This is a genomic window from Kribbella sp. NPDC026596, from assembly GCF_040638415.1.
Taxonomy (GTDB): Bacteria; Actinomycetota; Actinomycetes; order Propionibacteriales; family Kribbellaceae; genus Kribbella.
The window spans coordinates 131,235-150,665 of sequence record NZ_JBEZYF010000006.1 but is presented as its reverse complement, the minus strand read 5'-3'; the positions used below and the strand labels follow the sequence as shown (position 1 = coordinate 150,665).

The window sequence follows — 19,431 nt, the reverse complement described above, 5'->3', positions numbered from 1 at the left end:
ATTTCAGTACTGTCACAGCTGCAACGAACGGGGTGCTTACGGGTATCCATGATGCGTGAGGAACCTGAGCAGATACGCAGCGGTCGCAGCGGTCGCCGGACTCGTGCTGAGCGGGTGCGGCAACGAGTCCGGCGGTGGGACCGGCAACCCCCCGCCGTCCTCAGCCCCGAGCAGTGTGCCGACGGTGACCCAGTCGACGCCGGTCGGCACCGGGTTGCCCCTGACGGTCAGCCGGACCGGCGGGTTCGCCGGCTTCGACGACCAGGTGCTGATCACTCCCGACGGCGTCGCCACGGTGAGCTCGCGCGGCAAGGAGACGATCCGCTGCAAGCTCGACCCGAGCCTGCTGGCGACCATTACCACGGCCGCTCAGCAGGTCGACTGGGCGAGCCTGGTCGCCACCAAGCCGACCGTCAAACACCCCGACGACATGATCCTCGCGGTCTCGGCGAACGGGAAGACGGCCCGGCTGGAGGATCCCAAGGTCAAGGTACTGGCGGCCCCGGTGAGCAAGCTGCTCACCGAAGCCGCCATCCCACCAGGCAAGCTCTGCAAGCAGATCTAGCTCGTGGTCACCGCGACATCGTCGATGACGAAGCTGGTCTGCAGGGACGAGTCCTCCTGGCCGAGGAACCGCACGGTGACGGTTTTCCCCTTGTAGGCCAGGACGTTCAGCGTCTTCTGCACGTACGACGTGGTCTTGTTCAGGTTCGAGTACGTCGCCAGCGTCGTGGTGGTCGAGCCGTCGACGACTTGCACCTTCACCGTGTCGTACACCGTCGACGAGGTGGTCTCCGCAGAGTCGATCCGGATCCACAGCGACAGCGAAGCCGCCGTTGCCGTGGCCGGGATCGCCACCGACTGGCCGAGGTTCTCGGTGCTGCTCCGGCCGTTGCCCTGCAACCACGCCTTGTACGAACCACCGTGGGCCGGCCGGGACGTGCTGTTCGTGATCACGCCGGTGGTTCCGATCCAGTTCGCCGTACCGGATTCGAAGCCGGGGTTCTGCAGAAGGTTGTCGCCGGATGGCGGGGGGCCGCCGGTGTAGTCCTTCTGGGCGTAGTTCCAGATCATGTGGCCGATGGCATCGATCTGGCGGTCCAGCGAGGTCAGGTCCAGGTTGCTGATGGTGTCGCAGGACCGGTGGTAACAAGGGTCGAACGCCTGACCCGCCGTACCTCCCCACTTCGTTGCCTGAGCGGAGGATTTCGTCTCCTCCGCACCGGAGAACGTTCCGGCGGTCGGGATGCCGAGCGACCGGAACGCCGCGTGGTCGGAGCGGCCCTGGACGTCGATGAACTCGGTCTGGACGCTCTTACTCGTGAAGTAGGAGACCAGATCGTCGCGCGCACCGTCGCCGGCCGGGTTGTCGTCGTACACGAAGTAGCCGGGGTTCGGTGACGCGATCATGTCGAAGTTCAGGTACAGCTCGATCTTGTCCCGCTCGGCCGCGGGCAGGTTGTTGACGTAGTACTTCGAGCCGAGCAGACCGAGCTCCTCGGCACCCCAGAACCCGAACCTCAAGCGGTTCCTGGGCGTTTGACCGCCGGCAGCGTAAGCGAGGGCGGTTTCTAGTACGCCGGCGCTGCCTGAGCCGTTGTCGTTGATCCCCGGACCGGCGCTGACGCTGTCCAGGTGTGAACCGGTCATCACCACGTGGTTCGCGTCGCCGTGCGGCCACTCCGCGATCACGTTGTACGACGTGCCCGCGGAGGTGCTGAACGACTGCAGGGTGGTGGTGTACCCGGCCGCGTCGAGCTTGGCCTTCACGTAGTCGGCCGACGCCTTGTAGCCGGTCCGGCCGGTGTACCGGTTGCCACCGTTGGCCGTCGCGATCGACTGCAACTGGTCGAGGTGGGCCTTGGTGTTGGTGACGGAGATGTCCGGGGACTCGACCGCGGCGGCGGTAGCACTGTTGCTGGGGGCAAGCAACACACCGGCGACCAGAACGGCGCCGAGTCCGGAGACGAGGGACTTGTGCATGGGCGGATCTCCTTTGGCCTCAAGCAAAGAAGAAGAGAGTCCGGGACGCGCTGGCAAACTGGGCGGAGTGCCCGCACGCCCCGGACGAGTTACCGCATCAGCTCGCGCTGAGCGACGTGTCGTCGATGACGAAGCTGGTCTGCAGGGAGGAGTCCTCCTGGCCGACGAACTTCACCGTGACGGTCTTGCCCTTGTACGCCGTGACGTTCAGGGTCTTCTGGACGTACGACGTGCTCTTGTTCAGGTTCGAGTACGTCGCCAGCGTGGTCGTCGTCGACCCGTCGACGATCTGGACCTTCGCCGTGTCGTAGACCGTGGAAGTCGTGGTCTCGGCCGTGTCGATCCGGATCCAGAACGAGAGCGAGGCCGAGGTCGCCGAGGCCGGGATCGCGACCGACTGGCCGACGTTCTCGGTGGTGGCGCGACCGTTGCCCTGCAGCCAGAGCTTCCAGGTGCCGGTCCGTGCCGGGCGGCCGGTGTTGTTGGTGATCGGGCCCGAGGTGCCGGTCCAGTTCACCGCGCCGGACTCGAAGCCCGGGTTCAGCAGCAGGTTGTCGCCGGTCGGCGGCTCCGGGTCGCCACCGCCAGTGCAAGCGGCCGCACCGGCCGGGACCGAGATGCCGCTGAACGCCGCCTCGATGCCCTTGCACTGCGTGGAGTCGGCGCCGTACAGCTCCTTCGCGGAGTTGATCGCACCCTCACGGGCGTCCTTGTAGGTGCTGCCCGAGCTCAGCTTGGTGCTCAGCGTGCGGTACCAGACCTTGGCGGCCACGTCGCGGCCGACACCGGTGATGGTGGCGCCGTTGCAGGCGGTGCTGCTGTGCGTGACGCCGCCGATGACCTTGCTGCCGGTGCCCTCGGAGGCCAGGTAGAACCAGTGGTTCAGCGGGCCGGAGGAGTAGTGCGGGTCGAGCCCACCGGTGCTGGTCGACCAGCAGTCCACGCTGGCTCCGTCCTTCGACGGCTTGTCCATGTAGCGCAGCGGGGTGCCGTTGCCGTTGATGTTGATCTTCTCGCCGATCAGGTAGTCACCCGGGTCGGACGAGTTGTTGGCGGAGAACTCCACCGCGGTACCGAAGATGTCGGAGGTGGCCTCGTTCAGGCCGCCCGCGTCACCGGAGTAGTTCAGGTTGGCGGTCGCCTCGGTGACACCGTGGCTCATCTCGTGGCCGGCGACATCGATCGCGGTCAGCGGACGGGCGTTGCCCGAGCCGTCGCCGTACGTCATCTGGGTACCGTCCCAGAACGCGTTCACGTACGCGTTGCCGTAGTGCACCCGCGACCGCGCGCCCTGGCCGTTGTTGAAGATGCCGTTCCGGCCGTGGACGTTCTTGTAGTAGTCCCAGGTCAGCTGGGCGCCGTAGTGCGCATCCACACCGGCGGTCTGGCGGTTCGACGTGGCGCCGTTGCCCCAGGTGTCGTCGGGGTCGGTGAACGTGGTGCCGTTGCCGGAGGTCGCACCGTTGAGGTCGGTGGTGAAGTTCCCACCGCGGCTCGGGTCGGTCAGGCTGTAGCTGCCCGACGTACCGATGCTGACGGTGCCGGAGTACATCGAGTTGCCGGTACCGGTCTTGACCTCGTCGTCCTGGTCCAGCAGGGCGCCGGTCTTGGCGTCGATGAACGAGTGCAGCACGGACGGGGTCTGGTCCGCCTTCACACCGGTCGTGACGACCTCGTAGGCCAGCACGGGCTTGCTCGGCGTCACGAAGACGACCAGCGTGCCCTTGTTGCCGGTGGCCTTGAACTTGGCCGACTTCGCGGCCTTGGTCAGCGCGGCCGACTGGGACAGAGTCGGCTTGGTCGCGACCCCCACGGACTTGGCGCCGCGGTTGTAGGTGACCTGCCCGACCGCCTGGCCGGTGCGCTTGACGATCAGGTCGCCACCCACCACCTTCAGGCCGTTGTAGGTGCGGTCGTAGCGGACGTACTCGGTGCCGTCCGCATCCTTGACCACGTCGCGGACCTTGAGTTCTTCACCACCGGACAATCCGAGCGCGGCGGCCGTCTGCGCGGTCAGCGCCTGTTCGGCCTGGACGGCGGCCGGCTGGTTGAAGCCGGATGCCGGAAGCGGAGCCGCTCGGTTCGCGGCACCCGCGGGTGAGCCGGTGAACGCCCCGGCAAGACCCGCTGCCGTGACGATGGCCACCGCCCCTGCTGATGTCAGTCGTTTCAAGACAACATCTCCTCACGGTGTGGTCGCTGTTTGGGCGCAGCGACCGAATTCAGTTGGGGACGCCGGATGCACTGACGCAGCAGTGCCACTGCCTCATTTGTGACACTACGTATCAGGACGTGCGAGTTCTGTTACATCCGACTGAGGGAGGACTCTGGTCGCGAACGCGGCCGGAGTCAAGGGATTTGGCCGAAACGACAGGGAAAACCCGCACTGCCGACGATGTCAGCCGGCCGGATTCAGTTCCCGTCGAAGGTCTTCCGGCAACACGATCGGCAGCCGGCAGGTGAACTTCTGACATACGTACGCCGCCGGCTGCTGCCGGACGAGGTCGCGGCCCTCCATCAGCGGTACGGCGAGACCGGGGCCTCCGGCAACGATCGCCGTACCCCAGGGTGCCGCGGTCAGCGCGGTCCTTCGCAGCTCCGCGGAATCGCCGACGATGGCGATCTCGAGCGGGCCGGCGGCGATCGTCTCGGCGACGGCCAGGGCGCGGCCGGCGAACCTCGGCGCGCGGGCGGCGATGGTGGCCGAGGCCTGCAGCGCCTGCACGGCGGCGGTCTCGTAGCGGACCGATCCGGTCAGGCTCGCCAGCGTCGTGAACGCCTCGGCAGCAAGGCTCACTCCGGCCGGGCTGGCGTTGTCGGTCGGGTCCTGCGGACGCCAGACCAGTTCCTCGGCGTCGGCGGCCGTGTCGAAGTAGGAGCCATCAGTAACAAACTGCTCCAGTGTCCGGCTGAGCAGCGCCTCGGCCGTCTCGAACCACTCAATGTTGCCGGTGGCACCCAAGAGCGTCAGACAGCCCTGGGCGTACGCCGTGTAGTCCTCGAGGACACCGTGAGCCGTGCCACGGACGCCATCGCGAGACGTGCGGTGGAGGCGACCGGTCTCGTGGTCGAGATGTACGTCCCGGACCAATCCGGCCGCGTTCTCGGCGGCTTCGACGTACTCGGGTTTGGCGAAGACGATGCCGGCGCGGGTCAGGGCGGTGATGGCGAGACCGTTCCAGGCGGCAACCACTTTGTCGTCGCGACCGGGGTAGGTGCGGTCGCTGCGGGCGTCCGCGAGGATTGCCCGGATGCGCTGCCAGCGGTCGGCGTCGTCGGGATCCTTGCGGAGCTGGAGAACCGAGGATCCTTGTTCGAACGTGCCGGTGACGTCACAGAGGTCGATGACCCAGGTCGCGTCCTCGGTGTCGAGGACTTCGTGGAGTTGCTGCGGCGTCCAGACGTAGTACTTGCCCTCCTCCCCCTCGGTGTCGGCGTCGAGGGCGGAGGCGAAACCGCCTTCCTTCGTCCGCAGTTCCGTCAGGAGGAACTCGGCGGTCTCCTGGGCGATGCGCTGGGCGAGCGGATCGGCGCTGACCGTCCACCACTGCGTGTAGACGTCGAGCAGAAGCGCGTTGTCGTAGAGCATCTTCTCGAAGTGCGGCACGACCCATCGGCCGTCGACCGAATACCGGGCGAAACCGCCGGCGAGCTGGTCGTACATGCCGCCGCGGGCCATTCGCTCGCAGGTCTTCGCGACCATCGCGAGCGCATCGTCGGACCCGGTGCGCCGGTGATGGCGGAGGAGGAAGTCGAGCACCATCGACGGCGGGAACTTCGGCGCCTGTCCGAAGCCGGCGTCCACCGGATCGAAGTCGGCCTTGAGGAGTTGAGCCGCTTTCGCGGTGTCGATCTCGCCCTGGGCCGATGCCTGCCGGGCACCCAGCTGCTCGACCACCCGGCGCCCGATCGCGTCGATCTGGTCGCGCTTGGTCTGCCACGCGTCGACGAGTGACTCGAGCACCTGCCGGAACGATGCCATCCCGCCACGCGGGTTGTTCGGGAAGTACGTCCCGCAGAAGAACGGCTGCGCGTCCGGCGTCAGGAACACCGACATCGGCCAGCCGCCCTGCCCGACCATCGCCACCGTCGCGGACATGTAGATCGCGTCGACGTCCGGCCGCTCTTCCCGATCCACCTTGATACTCACGAAGTGCTCGTTCAGATAAGCGGCGGTCTCCGCGTCTTCGAATGACTCATGTGCCATTACGTGACACCAGTGACAGGCCGAGTACCCGACCGACAGGAACACCGGCACGTCGCGCTCGCGTGCCTCGGCGAAGGCCCGGTCGGACCACTCCCGCCAGGCCACCGGATTCTCCGCGTGCTGCCGCAGGTACGGGCTGGTGCTTCGGCCGAGCTCGTTGACGGACGCCATTCCCCCACCGTATGCGGTCCGGCCGGACGGAATGGACCTGGCCGGACGACGCTTGAACCAAGCATGCCCGTACATCCGCTACTCGCCACCCGCTTCAGCCCGCTGCGCTTCGATCCCCAGCGCACGCTCACGGATGACGACGTGGATCTCCTGCTCGAGGCTGCGCGCTGGGCACCGTCGGCCGGCAACTCCCAGCCTTGGGCCTACTTCACCGCCCGCCGCGACGAGCCGGACCACAAGCGGCTCGTCCAGCACCTGGCGGCCAGCTCCGGCCGGTGGGCACCCAGCGCCGCACTCCTCGTCGTGACGATGGCGCATCGCTACATCGAGGACACCGACTGGGCGTATTCGGACTTCGCCGACTACGACCTGGGCCAGTCGGTCGCCCACCTGACCCTCCAGGCACACGCGATGGGCCTAGCCTGCCGCCAGTTCCGCGCCTTCGACCTCGACGCCCTCACCACCGACCTGGCCCCGGGCCCAGGCTGGCACATCATCTCCATGATCGCCGTCGGCCAAGCCGCCGAAGAACGCCCACCCGACCGAGAGCGCCGTACGACGACCGACCTCCGAACGGCGCCGTGGTCAGGCGGTCTGTGACAGGGCGACCGAGAGACCTAGGGCCAGGGCCATGATGAAGAGTTCGGTGCCGACGATCTGCCAGAAGGGGCGGCCGCCGTCGAGGAGGTCGCCGATGGCTCGGCGGCGGTGGAGCCAGGCGAGCAGGAGGAGGACGAAGAAGACGGCGACCTTGGCGATCAGGAGAGCGCCGTAGGAGTCCGAGGTGAGGACGTCCGGGATCGTGCCCCAGCCACCGCCGGCCGCGGCCAGTCGGCCGGCCGCGCTGAGCAGGCCGCTCAGGAGGACGGCGATCGACGAGATCAGCGCGACCTGGTGGTAGCGCTCGAGCACGATCGGCAACCCGGTGCGACTGGCCCGGCCGTAGCGGACCAGACCCGCGAGGCCGCCGATCCAGGTGGTCGCGGCGATGACGTGCACGACCAGGGCCGCGCCGGCGATGACGACGTACGACTCGTTGCGTGGGTACGCCGTGACCGCGGTCGGCACGAGTGCGGCGATCGCGACCAGTACGCCGAGACCGGCGGCCGACGAGGTCTGCACCCGGCGGATCCCGATGGCGAGCGCGAGTACCAGGATGCCGGTGATCAGCAAGGACTTCACCTCGGGGACGCCGAGGGCGTCGTCGAGGCGGAAGCGGAGCAACTCCACCGGGGTGTCGAGCAGGATCGCCGCGGTCACGATGGCACCGGCGAAGGCGCAGACCGCCCAGATGATGGCCGAGTTACTGGCATCCCGGACGGCCCGGCGGCCTTGGACGCCGAGCGGACCGCCTTCGACCCGGAGCAGCACGACCGCGGCGAGCAGGGCGCCCGCGCAGCCGACCGTCGCGAGTGTGGCGATCAGCCGGAAGAACGGCAGTAGCCAGGAGACGAACAGGCTCGGGCCGCCGATCCCCCCGATGTCGCGCGGCTCGCTGTCGGCCGCGAACAGGGCAACGACCAGCGCAATCGTGGCGATGAGGATCGCACCGACACCTCCCGCGACCAGGCGTCCGGGCATGCGATGCCGGGCGGAGCGGGTTGCGGTCACAGAGCGGACCCGCTCTCGACACCATTCAGCACCCGGCTCACTATAGGGTCAGCCGGAGGTGGGCAGCCCAGCCCGACACCATCTCGTGATCAGCGTGTCGCCAAGCTGCCAGGAATCAGGCCCGCATTACTGCTGAGAGTGTTACTTGGAATCACTCTGCGTCGGCGTCGGGGTCGCCTTCGTATCCGTCGGCCCGGCATCGCCAGCCGGGGCCGCTGAGTTGTCCGTGCTCACTGGGTCGCCGGACGGTGCTGGGTCGCCCGCACTGTCGTTCTCGCCGTCGAAGTCGATCTTCTTCAACTGCTTGCCCATGTTGCGCCACAGCAGCACCGTGGCGGCACCGAGGGCGAGCACGATCAGCAGCGCGACCCAGCCGGGGCGCACCGAGTTCGGATCGATCTCGGCCGTCAGAAGGGAGGTCGTCGCTGTCACGCCACCAGTCTCTCACTGTCCACGCCCGCCGTCAGCGGAGCCCCGCGAACAGATCATTCTCAGGCAGCTCCGACTCGATCAGACTCCGAGCGAGCTCGTAGTCCTCGGTCGGCCAGGCCGCCTGGTGCACTTCCAGCGGTACGGCGAACCACGCGCCGTCCGGGTCGATCTGGGTCGCGTGGGCGAGCAGGGCCTTGTCCCGGACCGCGAAGTACTCGGCGCACTCGACCCTGGTGGTGATCCGGCGCTCGTTCTCCGGGTCCGGCTTCCAGTCCTGCAGGCGTTCGGCGTACGGCGACTCCAGGCCGCGGGCGATCATCCCGTCGTGCAGCGCCTTCATCCGCTCGTAGTGGAAGGTGTGGTGGTAGTAGAGCTTGAGCGGCTGCCACGGCTCGCCGAGCTCGGGGTAGGCGTCCTTGTCGCCGGCCGCCTCGAACGCGGCCACGGTGATCGTGTGGCACATGACGTGGTCCGGGTGCGGGTAACCGCCGTTCTCGTCGTACGTCGTGACGACCTGCGGACGGAACTCGCGGATCAGCTTCACCAGCGGGGCCGCGGCGTCCTCGACCTTGAGCGCACCGAAGCAGCCCTCCGGCAGCGGTGGCAGCGGGTCACCCTCGGGGAACCCCGAGTCGACCCAGCCGAGCCACTCCTGCCGAATCCCGAGGATCTCCCGGGCCGAGTCCATCTCCCGCCGGCGGATCTCGGTGATGTTCGCCAGCACTTCCGGGCGATCCATCTTCGGATTCAGGATCGACCCGCGCTCCCCACCGGTACACGTGGCGACCATGACCTCGACACCTTCGGCCACGTACCGAGCCGTCGAAGCGGCTCCTTTACTCGACTCGTCATCCGGATGGGCGTGCACATGCAACAACCGAAGATCTCCGCTCACAAGACACAATGGTCCTCCAAGCCCACCCCATACCCACACCGACCCCCTGGACCCACCTTGACCGAGCCATCTCCGACCACCCCGACGACAGATCTCGACGCCCGGTACGGGCGGGACAGGAGGTCTCGGCGGCCGTTGATCATCGGCGTGGTGGGAGTGGTGGTGCTGGCCGGACTGGCGTGGCTGGCCTGGGCGGCGATCATCGGGTCGAATCCGCAGGTGACGTCGCGTCTGCTGGGGTTCGAGGTGACGTCGGCGACGAGTGCGAAGGCGACCATCCAGGTCGACCGCACCAAGTCCGTCGAGGCGAACTGCCGCCTGCAGGCCAAGGCCGCCGACTTCTCCATCGTCGGCGAGCTCACCCTCACCGTCCCGGCCGACTCCCCCCGCCACCAGACCCTCCCCGCCACCCTCACAACGCAACGCTCCGCGACGTCCGTCGTGCTCATCGGCTGCACCACCGCCGACTCGCATCACCCGCACTGAATTACTGCCCCGATCGGTACGAAAATCGGGCTGACAACGGAATCCCGGGGTCGCTCGCGGGCAAGCGCCGTACCCGGAAACCTGCTGGTCGGAGGCATATTGGACGGTGCGATGGCAACCGATTGCCGGTGAAGGGTGCGAGATGTGGCAAAAAGCACCGGGCAACCGGTATCCCAGCGTTTGAGCGTTCAAAGAACTGTGGGGTTCTCCGCCGTAACTTGCTACGCTCAGTGGATTGGTCGCCGTCGACGACGGCGGCCAAGAGCTTTTCTGCCCCATCCCACCGACACAAGGAGCAGCCCGTGACGCAGCGGATCGCAGAGGACAGCGTTGTCTGGCTGACGCAGGACGGTTACGACCAGCTGAAGTCCGAGCTCGAGCACCTCAAGGGCCCCGCCCGTGCCGAGATCACCCAGCGGATCAGCGAGGCCAGGGACGAGGGCGACCTCAAGGAGAACGGTGGCTACCACGCCGCCAAGGACGAGCAGGGCAAGATCGAATTGCGGATCCGGCAGCTGGAGGACATGCTGCGGCGCGCCCGGGTCGGCGAGACCCCGAAGGCCGGCGCCAAGATCGGGCCCGGGATGAAGGTGTCGATCAAGTTCGCCGGTGACGACGACGTCGAGACGTTCCTGCTCGGCTCCCGCGAACTGCTCGCCCTCGACGCGTCGGTCGACATCGACGTGTACTCGCCGCAGTCCCCGCTCGGCTCGGCGATCCTCGGCAAGAAGAAGGGCGACAAGGCCACCTACGAGGCCCCCAACGGCAAGGACGTGACCGTCGAGATCGTCGGCGCGGAACCCTTCACCGGGTAGCCCACCACCCAGCTTCGGCGCCCCGGTGGACAACCACCGGGGCGCTTGCTTTTCGGCCTAGTGAGTCGCGGGCGCGAAGAGTTCGAGCTGGATGTTGTCCTGGTCGCGGAAGACGAGGACCGAGGCATAGGGCTCGTCGGCGATCGGGGACTGCGTGAGCGGCTTGTCGGCGGTGTCGGCACGAACGACGCCGTGCGCCTCCAGGTGGTCCTGCCACTGCTCGAGATCGGCGCGGCTGCCGACCGTGAAGCCGGCGTGGTCGAGGCCGGTGGTGGTCTCCTTGCAGAGGCCGCCGTCGTTGGTGTCGTGGCGATGCAGGGCGATCATCAGCTGATGATCGGGGTCGGCCAGGATGCGGCCGACACCACCTTGATGCGGTACGTCCATGACCGGGTGGACGCCGAACACTTCGCCGTACCACTGGACGCTCGACTCGAGGTCGGTCACGGTCAGAGCCAGGTGATGGAGTTGTGGCTGAGCAACAGTGGTCATGAGTGGTTCCCCCTTGGTTACGTGGCTCCCCCGCTACCGAACTGAGCGAGGAACATCCGGGTGACGTCCTCGACGAGTCCGCTCCACCGGTCGCCGCCCGGGTCGTTGGAGATCTGCTGGCCGACCAGGCCGACGGTGATGGCGGTCCAGATGTCGAGGTGCCGCGGATCGTGCACGCCGTTGCGTGCGAGGAGCTCGCGGGTGACCTCCAGGGCACCGATCGCGAGCTCATAGGACTCGGCCGACGGCGTGAAGCCGGGCACCGAGTGCTGGAAGAGCAGCTGATACCGGGGTACGTCGGACACGCAGAACGCGACGAACGCCCGCGCCTCGGTCAGCAGATCCTCTTGTGGGTCGCCGGTCGCCGGCAGCGAGGCCTTCAGGTCGACGAACGCCTGCGCCGCCTGGGCGAACATCGCGTCCAGGATCGCGTTCTTGGACTCGAAGTACGCGTACAGGGTCGGTGTCGTGATGCCCGCCCGACGCGCGAGCTCGCGCAAGGACAGGGCCCCCAGCCCGTCCTCGCGCACCAGCTCCCACGCGGCCGCCAGCACGTTGGCCCGGGCGCTCTCCCGCCGCGCCTCACGCCAGTTCGCCGCCGGTTTCTTTAACACAGTTCGGATTATTTGCACGCCGTATAAGTCTTGTCAATGCCCAGTGGCGCTCCGGTACTTGCGGACGGCCAGCGGCGCGAAGACGGCGATGATCACGGAGCACCAGATCAGCGAGAGCCAGACGGGGTGCTGGGCGGGGAAGCTGTCCGGGTTGGGGAACGGGGACGGATTGCCGAAGAGATGACGGCAGGCAGCGACGATCGATGAGATCGGGTTCCACACGGCGATCGGTTGCAAGCCGCTGGGCAGCTGCGTCGTCGGGACGAACGCGTTCGAGAGGAAGGTCAACGGGAACAGCCAGATCAGCCCGGCCGACGCGGCGACCTCGGGGCCGCCGACCGACAGGCCGATCAGCGCGCCGACCCACAACATCGAGAAGGCGAACAGCAGCAGGATCCCGAACGCCGCCAGCGCCTGGCCGAAGCCGTTGTGCCACCGCCACCCCACGAGCAGGCCGCAGAGCACCATGACCACCATCACGAACGCGTTGAACACGAGGTCACCGACGACCCGGCCGGCGATCACCCCCGACCTTGCCATCGGCAACGATCGGAACCGGTCGATGAGTCCCTTCGACATGTCGTCGGCCAGCCCGACGCTCGACGACGCGACCGCGAACGCCATCGTCTGGGCGAAGATCCCGGCCATCAGGAACTCCCGGTACGCCCGCGGCCCCGGAAAGCCCGGGATCGGGATCGCGTTGCCGAAGACGTACGCGAACAACAGCACGAACATGATCGGCTGGATGGTCGCGTAGATCACCATGTCCGGCGTCCGCGGGATCCGCTTCAGACTCCGCCAAGCCAGCACTCCCGCATCGGTCAGCGCCCGGCCCAACGGGTTCACCCGGGCCGGCAGCTCGATACTCACAACGACTCCTTCTGCTCGGCCTCATGCCCGGTGAGGGTGAGGAACACGTCATCCAGCGTCGGTCGCCGCAGTCCGACATCGGCGATCTTGATCCCGGCGGTGTCCAAGGTCCGGATCACGTCGACCAGCGCACTCGAGCCGCCCGGCGCCGGCACGGTGATCCGGCGACTGTGCTCCTCGAGGGTGGTGGTGTCCGGGTCGGCGATGCCGAGCGCGTCCGTGAGCAGCTCCAGCGCGCGGTGCGTCTCGTCCGAGTCGTGGACGATGACCTCGATCCGCTCACCACCGACCTTCGCCTTGAGCTCGTCCGCCGTACCGCGGGCGATCACCGTGCCGTGGTCGACCACGACGATGCTGTCGGCGAGCTCGTCGGCCTCCTCCAGGTACTGCGTCGTCAGCAGGATGGTCACGCCTTCACTGACCCGGTCGCGGATGATCTTCCACAGATCGAGGCGCGAGCGCGGATCGAGACCCGTCGTCGGCTCGTCGAGGAACAGCACCCGCGGGTGGGCGATCAGCGAACCGGCCAGGTCGAGACGCCGGCGCATGCCGCCCGAGTAGGTCTTCAGGATCCGGTCGGCGGCGTGGGTCAGATCGAACGTCGCCAGCAGCTCTTCGGCCCGTTGTTTCGCCTGCTGACTGCTCAGCCGGTACAGCCGGCCGAACATCCATAGGTTCTCCCGGGCGGTGAGCAGCTCGTCGACCGCGGCGTACTGACCGGACAGGCCGACCAGCGAGCGGACCGCGTCGGCGTCCTTCACCACGTCGTGGCCGAGCACCCGGGCCGAGCCCGCGTCCGGTTTCATCAGAGTCGTCAGCACCCGGACCGCCGTGGTCTTCCCGGCGCCGTTCGGCCCGAGCAGGCCGAGCACACTCCCCTCCGGGATCTCCAGATCGATCCCATCGAGTGCTTTGACCGTGTTCTTCCTGGTCTTGAACGTCTTCACGAGGCCGGTCGCCTCGACAGCAGCCATTCCGCACGTCCCCCTTCTGGATGTGACGCAGGCCACTATCCTGCCCGAGGGGTCCGACAATTTCATCCGGGAATTAAATTGAGTCGGGTCGACTCAACTTTGTTGACAGTTGAGTCGACACCGCTCAACTCAGCGCTTACGGTCGCGGCATGAGCATCCTCCGCCACCCGGATTTCCGCCGTCTGTGGATCGCAGACCTGCTCAGCCAGCTCGGCTCGCGCTTGAGCATGATCGCGATCCCCCTGCTCGCCGTACTCACGCTGGACGCGTCGACCCTGCAGGTGTCGCTACTCCGGACATGCGAGACGGCGGCCTGGCTGCTGCTCGGTCTGTTTGCCGGTGCGTGGGTCGACCGGGTCCGATGTCTCCCAGTGCTCGTGTACGCCGACCTGGGCCGGGCAGTCCTCTTCGCATCCATCCCAGTGGCCGCGTGGTTCGGCGTACTGAGTCTCACGCAGCTGTACGTCGTACTGGCGCTGACCGGGATCCTCACCGTGCTGTTCGACGTGGCACACAGCTCGTATCCGCCCCGGCTACTCGAGCCGGACCAGCTGTTGCCTGGTAACGCGAAGCTGGCCGCCAACCACTCCATCGGCGCGGTGATCGGCGCCGGTGCGGGCGGCGTACTCGTCCAGTTCCTCGGTGCGGCTGTGACGATCGGACTGGATGCTCTGAGCTTCCTATGGTCCGCACTGTGGCTTCGCTCGATCCGTACGCTGGAAGCGCAGCCAGCGAAGCCAGAGCGGCCAAACCTGCGCCGGGAGATCGCGGACGGCATGCGCTACGTGTTCACGCACCCACTGCTGCGGCCGATCGCACTGAACACTGCGACGACCATGCTGTTCCAGGCGGCCGCCGGCGCGATCATGATCGTTTATCTGGTCCGCGAGGTGCACCTGCAGCCGGGCACCATCGGCGTACTGAGCATGATCGGCCTCGGCGGAGCCATAGTCGCGTCGGTGGTCACAGAGAAGATCAGCAACAGGTACGGCGACGCCCGCACGCTACTACTGTCAGCTACGGGCATCGGCGTCGCGTTCACCCTGCAGGCGCTGACCGCACCGGGCTGGCTGGTGAGCTGGTACGTCGTCTCGATGTTGCTCGCCGGATTCTGCATCATCGTCAGCTACATCGTGCAAGTGAGCCTGCGGCAGCGCCTGTGCCCAGCGGAGCTACAGGGACGCGTCAGCGCCACCATGAGCTTCGTGAGCTGGGGAGCCGCTCCCCTCGGCAGCCTCCTGGGCGGTGCGCTCGGTACGGCGTTCGGACTGCACGCGACCTTGTGGGTCGCCGGTCTGGCGACCCTCGCAGGCACAGCCTTCCTCTATTTCTCACCGTTCCGCACCCTGCGCAGCGTCCAGGCCCTACATCAGTCGGAGGCGATCTGAGCCGTGCCGACCAGGACCTCGACGTCGAGGGCGGCGCGACCGCGGCCGATCTCCACGTCCTTGGACTGGCCGGAGACCGCGCCGGTCCAGGTGACGCGGCCGAGCTGGGCCTCGGTGTGCACGCGAACGTCGGAGCCGCGGCGTAGAGCCACGTTGGCCGTGCCGGACTCGACCCGCACGCGGGAGCGACCCTTGGTGATCTGGGCGTCCAGGTTGGCCGAACCCGCCTGGACGAGCAGGTCGATCGGACCGTCCACGTCCGTGACCTTCGCCGTACCGGCGGTGACGCGGACCCGGCTCAGCCCGGGCAGCCGCTCGGCCGAGACACTGCCGCCGGTCACCTCGACCTCGACCTGGAGGCTCGGGTTGACCCGGATGGACAGCTCCCTGGCGAGGCCGTTCACGTGCGACTTCAGGTTGGTCGGGTTGCGGAGCATGCTGAACCCGTCGATCGAGACACCCATGTCGCCTTCACTGCTGATCGCGAGGGTGTCGCCGTCGCGCTTGATCACATGCGGCCCGTCCACGGCGACCCCGTTGATCGCCGGCTCGCCGATCAGGCGTACCCGCCGTCCGATCGCCCGTACCGTCACCCGCCGCACTCCCGCCGGCATCGGCACGTTGCTGTGCTCCTCCTCGACCTCTTCAGCTTCCTCCGAAGCCTCCTCCAAGGTCTGCTCCGAGGTCTGCTCGGTCTCAGCGGGCGCCTCGTCGACCACACTGTCCTGAACGCCGTTCGCGGCGGGTTCGGCAGCGTGCCGGGCCTCGGGCTGATCAGTTGCGTCCGGCGAGTCGACCACGTCGGCCCACACGGAGGTGGACGGGACTTCGTCGCCCGTCGGCCACGGCCACGGCGGCTTGCCCTCGGACGGCTTGCCGTCGGCAACCGGCTCTTGAGCGACCGGTCCGTCGGCATCCGTCGTACCGGGGGACGCCGCGGAGGCGGCCGGCTGGATGGCTGCGATCAGAGTCGTGGCTTCTTCCGGGGAAAGGTGGCCCTTGGCGACCCGGTCGAGGATGTCCTTGACCCGCTGGTCGTAGCTCTGGTTGCTCATGCCCCCAGTCCAGCACCCGGCCGGGTCGAAACCAATCCGGGATCGCCCCGAAACCTCACCGAACGCAGCAGTGCGGGCCCCGGGGAGTAGCCCGGGACCCGCAACTGCGTCTCTATCAACCGCACAGCTCCGGGAAGAGCTGGTTGTTGTTGTCAGGCGGCCGGGGTCATCTCCTCCTCGGCCAGTTCCTTCTGTACGGCGGCCAGCTCAGCGGTCTCCGCGTCCTCGGCGGCCCGGCGAGCCTTCAGACCGCGCAGACCGGTGAGTGCGATCACCAGACCGAGCGCCGCGATCCCGGTCACCACACCCAGCCCCGGCTTGTACGCCGACAGCATCCCGGCCGGCGTGGTCACACCAGCCGACTGGCTGCTGATCACCGCGGTCACGATCGCGAGGACCACCGCGCCACCGACCTGGTTGGAGGTGTTGAACAGTCCGGACGCGAGCCCCTGCTCGTGGTCCGGGACCCCCGACACCGCCTGGATGTTCAGCGCCGGGAACCCGATCGCGAAACCGAGCCCGAGCAGCATGATCGTCGGGAAGACGGTCGAGAAGTACGCCGCCTCCGGGCCGATCCGCAGCGACAGGGCGTATCCGGCGACGAACAGCGCCATCGAGGTGATGATCATCGTCTCGGTCCCGAACCGGTCGGCCAGCTTGCCCGCGTTCGGCGACAGGGTGGCGACCAGCAGGCCGGCCGGCAGGAACGCCAGCGCGGTCTCGAACGACGACCAGCCGAGCAGGTTCTGCATATACAAGGTGCCGATCAGCTGGAAGGCGACGTACGCACCGAACACGGTCAGGATGGCCAGGTTCGCCCGTCGGAGCGAGGCGTTGCGCAGGATGCCGAGCCGGACCAGCGGGTGCTTGGACCGCAACTCGATCGCGACGAAGCCGCCCAGCAGGACGATCGCGAGGGCGAACATCCCGAAGGTCTGCACCGACACCCAGCCGGCGTGCTCGGCGCCGACGACGGCGTAGACCAGGGACAGCATGCCGCCGGTGACGGTGATCGCACCGGGTACGTCGTACCCGCCGGCGACCTCGTCCCGCGGGCTGTTCGGGATCAGCTTGATCGCGAACAGGAGCACGATCAGAGCGACCGGGCCGGGCATCAGGAAGGTCCAGCGCCAGCCGACCTCGGTCAGCGCGCCGCCCAGGATCAGGCCCATCGAGAAGCCGCTGGCGGCGCAGGTGGTGAAGATGCTGAGGGCGCGGTTGCGATCCGGGCCCTCGTGGAAGGTCGTGGTGATGATGGAGAGCGCGGCCGGCGCGGTGAACGCGGCGGCGACGCCTTTGACGAACCGCGCGGCGATGAGCAGTTCGGGATTGGTGGCCAGCGAGCTCAGCATCGAGACCGCGGCGAACACGGCCAGCGCGATCAGGAAGACGCGGCGGCGGCCGAGCAGGTCGGCGGTCCGGCCGCCGAGCAACAGCAGGCCGCCGTACCCGAGCACGTAGCCGGTCACGACCCACTGCAGGGAGGAGAGCGAGACGTTCAGGTCAGAGCCGATGGACGGCAGGGACATGCCGACCATGGAGACGTCCAGGCCGTCGAGGAAGATCACGCCGCAGACCACCAGGAGGGCGCCCCAGAGGCGCGCGTCCCAGGTCATGCGAGCCGGTGATGTGGTGTGCGTTGTCTGTGTCACAAGGGGAGACTATTCCATGCACATGCATCTAATGTCTAGGCATTAAATGCGCTTGCATTGATTGCGCATGCATGATAACGTTGCCCGCATGGCCGCTACGAAGGTCAGCGTTGGGACTGGTGAGACCAGCGCCGATGTCAGTGCTGATGTCAGGGAATGGCGCGAGCTGCTCGCCCGCCATGCCGACCTGACCTGCGCCCTCGACCGGGCCCTACAGACCGGTCACTCGCTCGGCATGAGTGAGTACGAGGTGCTCGAGCGTCTCGCCGAGCTCCCCGAGCAGTCCGCGAAGGTCGCGACGATCGCCAAGTCCGTGCACCTGAGCCAGAGCGCCCTGTCCCGCGTGATCGGCCGCCTCGAGGTGGCCGGCCTGGTCGAACGCCACATGTGCCCGGAAGACCGTCGCGCAGTCAACGTCCGGCTGACCGAGGACGGCCTGCGGCGCCAGACCGAGGCCAAGCCCACCCAGCGCCAGGTCCTTGCCGAGCGGCTGCACGCCCCGCTGGTGAAGAGCTGCGCACCGCTCGACTGATCAGTTGAGCGTGTAGGTGTAGTCGTTGCTCGTCAGCGTGCTCAGCACCCGCCCACGGTGATCCTCGCCGCGCAGTTCGAGCTGCAAGGCGACCTCGACCTCATCCAGGTGCAGCGTCTCCGAGATGCGTTCGTGCAGCACCTCGATGATGTTGACGTCCAGGTCCGCGAGCTGGGTGAGCAGCCTGGCCAAACCGCCCGGCGTGTCCGGGATCCGCACCCGCAAGGACAGGTAGCGGCCGGCTGCCGCCATGCCGTGCCGGATGACCCGCATCAGTAGCAGCGGGTCGATGTTGCCACCGGACAGCACCACCACGACCGGCGGCTTGAACCGCGTCGGCTCGTCGAGTAGGGCGGCCACCGCAGCCGCACCGGCCGGCTCGACCACGAGCTTCGCGCGCTCGAGTACCATCAAGAGGGCCTTGGACAACGAATCCTCGCCGACCGTGCGCATCTCCCCGACGTACCGCTGGACCGTCTCGAAGGGCACCTTGCCCGGCAGCCCGACCGCGATCCCGTCCGCCATCGTCGCCATGTGGTCGAGCTGCACCGGCTCGCCGGCTTCCAGCGAGGCCGGATACGCCGCCGCACCCGCGGCCTGTACGCCGATAACCTCGATCGGCACCCCGTCACGCTGCATCGCGGACGCGATCCCGGCGACGAGTCCACCGCCACCGGTCGGTACGACGACCGTCCGCACCTGCGGGCACTGCTCGACGATCTCGAGCCCGGTGGTCGCCTGACCGGCCACGATGTCGGGATGGTCGAACGGGTGGATCAGCACCGCCCCGGTCTCGGCCTCGAACTCCCGGGCCGCCCGTAGGCACTCGTCGATCGACGTGCCGACGAAACGGATCTCGGCGCCGTACGCGCGGGTCGCCTTCTCCTTCGGGATCGGGGCGCCGTGCGGCATGAACACGGTCGACTTGATCCCGAGCAGCTGCGCCGCCAGCGCGACGCCTTGGGCGTGGTTGCCGGCACTGGCCGCGACCACGCCGCGCCTGCGTTCGGCCTTGGTCAGCCGAGCCATCCGCACGTACGCACCACGCAGCTTGAACGACCCGGTCCGCTGCAGGTTCTCGCACTTCAGGAACACGTCTCCGCCGACGAGTTCACTCAGCCACCGCGAGTACTCCAGCGGCGTCGGCGCGACCACGTCATGCAGCAGGTCCGCCGCCCGCGCGATGTCCTTGGCATCGATCACGCTCATCACCCTACGCAGGAAAAGCCGTTGCACCGGCCACATACGCTGCAG

Annotated in this window: 19 protein-coding genes; 6 read left to right on the top strand and 13 right to left on the bottom strand. The window is 67.7% G+C overall.

Translation table 11 applies throughout. The annotated features are described in order from the left end of the window. Window positions 1-55: 55 nt before the first annotated feature. Window positions 56-565, top strand: coding sequence for a hypothetical protein (locus AB0E63_RS07125; protein ID WP_360362699.1), 510 nt, complete (start codon window positions 56-58; stop codon window positions 563-565). On the opposite strand, the gene AB0E63_RS07120 is transcribed toward AB0E63_RS07125, so the two are convergent. From AB0E63_RS07120 to AB0E63_RS07110, 3 genes are all read right to left on the bottom strand, one after another. Further along, complete coding sequence (locus AB0E63_RS07120) at window positions 562-1,983, bottom strand: M28 family peptidase (protein ID WP_360362696.1); 1,422 nt, start codon at window positions 1,981-1,983, stop codon at window positions 562-564. The genes AB0E63_RS07125 and AB0E63_RS07120 overlap by 4 nt on opposite strands. Before the next feature lie 97 nt (window positions 1,984-2,080). Beyond that, window positions 2,081-4,129 (bottom strand): M4 family metallopeptidase, encoded by a 2,049-nt coding sequence (locus AB0E63_RS07115; protein ID WP_360362693.1) that lies wholly within the window; start codon window positions 4,127-4,129, stop codon window positions 2,081-2,083. Window positions 4,130-4,381: 252 nt separating this feature from the next. After that, window positions 4,382-6,361, bottom strand: coding sequence for a thioredoxin domain-containing protein (locus AB0E63_RS07110; RefSeq protein ID WP_360362692.1), 1,980 nt, complete (start codon window positions 6,359-6,361; stop codon window positions 4,382-4,384). A 63-nt stretch (window positions 6,362-6,424) separates the two neighbouring features. On the opposite strand from AB0E63_RS07110, the gene AB0E63_RS07105 reads away from it, so the two are divergent. Then, window positions 6,425-6,961 carry a nitroreductase family protein gene (locus tag AB0E63_RS07105; RefSeq protein ID WP_360362690.1) on the top strand — a complete coding sequence of 179 codons (537 nt, stop codon included), beginning with the start codon at window positions 6,425-6,427 and terminating at the stop codon, window positions 6,959-6,961. On the opposite strand, the gene AB0E63_RS07100 is transcribed toward AB0E63_RS07105, so the two are convergent. From AB0E63_RS07100 to mca, 3 genes are all read right to left on the bottom strand, one after another. Then, a complete protein-coding gene (locus tag AB0E63_RS07100; protein WP_360362687.1) occupies window positions 6,947-7,972 on the bottom strand; it encodes a CopD family protein in 1,026 nt (341 codons plus the stop codon). The genes AB0E63_RS07105 and AB0E63_RS07100 overlap by 15 nt on opposite strands. 141 nt (window positions 7,973-8,113) lie before the next feature. Then, window positions 8,114-8,404, bottom strand: a complete 291-nt coding sequence (locus tag AB0E63_RS07095) for a hypothetical protein (RefSeq protein ID WP_360362684.1) — start codon at window positions 8,402-8,404, stop codon at window positions 8,114-8,116. A gap of 31 nt (window positions 8,405-8,435) precedes the next feature. Next, on the bottom strand, window positions 8,436-9,299 hold the full coding sequence (mca, locus tag AB0E63_RS07090) for a mycothiol conjugate amidase Mca (protein WP_360362682.1): 864 nt from the start codon (window positions 9,297-9,299) through the stop codon (window positions 8,436-8,438). A gap of 57 nt (window positions 9,300-9,356) precedes the next feature. Between mca and AB0E63_RS07085 the strand changes: the two genes are divergently transcribed. Both AB0E63_RS07085 and greA read left to right on the top strand, forming a co-directional pair. Beyond that, window positions 9,357-9,785 carry a DUF4307 domain-containing protein gene (locus AB0E63_RS07085; protein WP_360362680.1) on the top strand — a complete coding sequence of 143 codons (429 nt, stop codon included), beginning with the start codon at window positions 9,357-9,359 and terminating at the stop codon, window positions 9,783-9,785. Between the two features lie 302 nt (window positions 9,786-10,087). Further along, a complete protein-coding gene (gene greA, locus AB0E63_RS07080) occupies window positions 10,088-10,600 on the top strand; it encodes a transcription elongation factor GreA (protein WP_360362677.1) in 513 nt (170 codons plus the stop codon). 57 nt (window positions 10,601-10,657) lie between these two features. On the opposite strand, the gene AB0E63_RS07075 is transcribed toward greA, so the two are convergent. Genes AB0E63_RS07075 through AB0E63_RS07060 form a run of 4 tightly spaced genes read right to left on the bottom strand, consistent with a single transcriptional unit; the run spans window position 10,658 to window position 13,550 of the window. Next, on the bottom strand, window positions 10,658-11,092 hold the full coding sequence (locus tag AB0E63_RS07075; RefSeq protein WP_360362674.1) for a VOC family protein: 435 nt from the start codon (window positions 11,090-11,092) through the stop codon (window positions 10,658-10,660). A 17-nt stretch (window positions 11,093-11,109) separates the two neighbouring features. Further along, window positions 11,110-11,706, bottom strand: a complete 597-nt coding sequence (locus AB0E63_RS07070) for a TetR/AcrR family transcriptional regulator (protein WP_360362671.1) — start codon at window positions 11,704-11,706, stop codon at window positions 11,110-11,112. Between the two features lie 33 nt (window positions 11,707-11,739). Further along, complete coding sequence (locus AB0E63_RS07065; protein WP_360362669.1) at window positions 11,740-12,576, bottom strand: ABC transporter permease; 837 nt, start codon at window positions 12,574-12,576, stop codon at window positions 11,740-11,742. Then, a complete protein-coding gene (locus AB0E63_RS07060) occupies window positions 12,573-13,550 on the bottom strand; it encodes an ATP-binding cassette domain-containing protein (protein WP_360362666.1) in 978 nt (325 codons plus the stop codon). The genes AB0E63_RS07065 and AB0E63_RS07060 overlap by 4 nt, the downstream gene beginning before the upstream one ends. A gap of 149 nt (window positions 13,551-13,699) precedes the next feature. On the opposite strand from AB0E63_RS07060, the gene AB0E63_RS07055 reads away from it, so the two are divergent. Next, window positions 13,700-14,938, top strand: a complete 1,239-nt coding sequence (locus tag AB0E63_RS07055) for an MFS transporter (RefSeq protein ID WP_360362663.1) — start codon at window positions 13,700-13,702, stop codon at window positions 14,936-14,938. Here the strand turns inward: AB0E63_RS07055 and AB0E63_RS07050 are convergent. Together AB0E63_RS07050 and AB0E63_RS07045 are read right to left on the bottom strand one after the other, a co-directional pair. After that, window positions 14,920-15,993: a hypothetical protein gene (locus tag AB0E63_RS07050; RefSeq protein ID WP_360362660.1), complete on the bottom strand. Its 1,074-nt coding sequence runs from the start codon at window positions 15,991-15,993 to the stop codon at window positions 14,920-14,922. The two genes, AB0E63_RS07055 and AB0E63_RS07050, sit on opposite strands and share 19 nt — an antisense overlap. A 152-nt stretch (window positions 15,994-16,145) precedes the next feature. Then, a complete protein-coding gene (locus tag AB0E63_RS07045; RefSeq protein WP_360362657.1) occupies window positions 16,146-17,645 on the bottom strand; it encodes an MFS transporter in 1,500 nt (499 codons plus the stop codon). 88 nt (window positions 17,646-17,733) lie between these two features. Here AB0E63_RS07045 and AB0E63_RS07040 point away from each other — a divergent pair, with 88 nt between their 5' ends. Beyond that, on the top strand, window positions 17,734-18,177 hold the full coding sequence (locus AB0E63_RS07040) for a MarR family transcriptional regulator (protein WP_360362654.1): 444 nt from the start codon (window positions 17,734-17,736) through the stop codon (window positions 18,175-18,177). On the opposite strand, the gene ilvA is transcribed toward AB0E63_RS07040, so the two are convergent. Continuing rightward, window positions 18,178-19,386 (bottom strand): threonine ammonia-lyase, encoded by a 1,209-nt coding sequence (gene ilvA, locus AB0E63_RS07035; RefSeq protein ID WP_360362651.1) that lies wholly within the window; start codon window positions 19,384-19,386, stop codon window positions 18,178-18,180. Window positions 19,387-19,431: the final 45 nt, after the last annotated feature.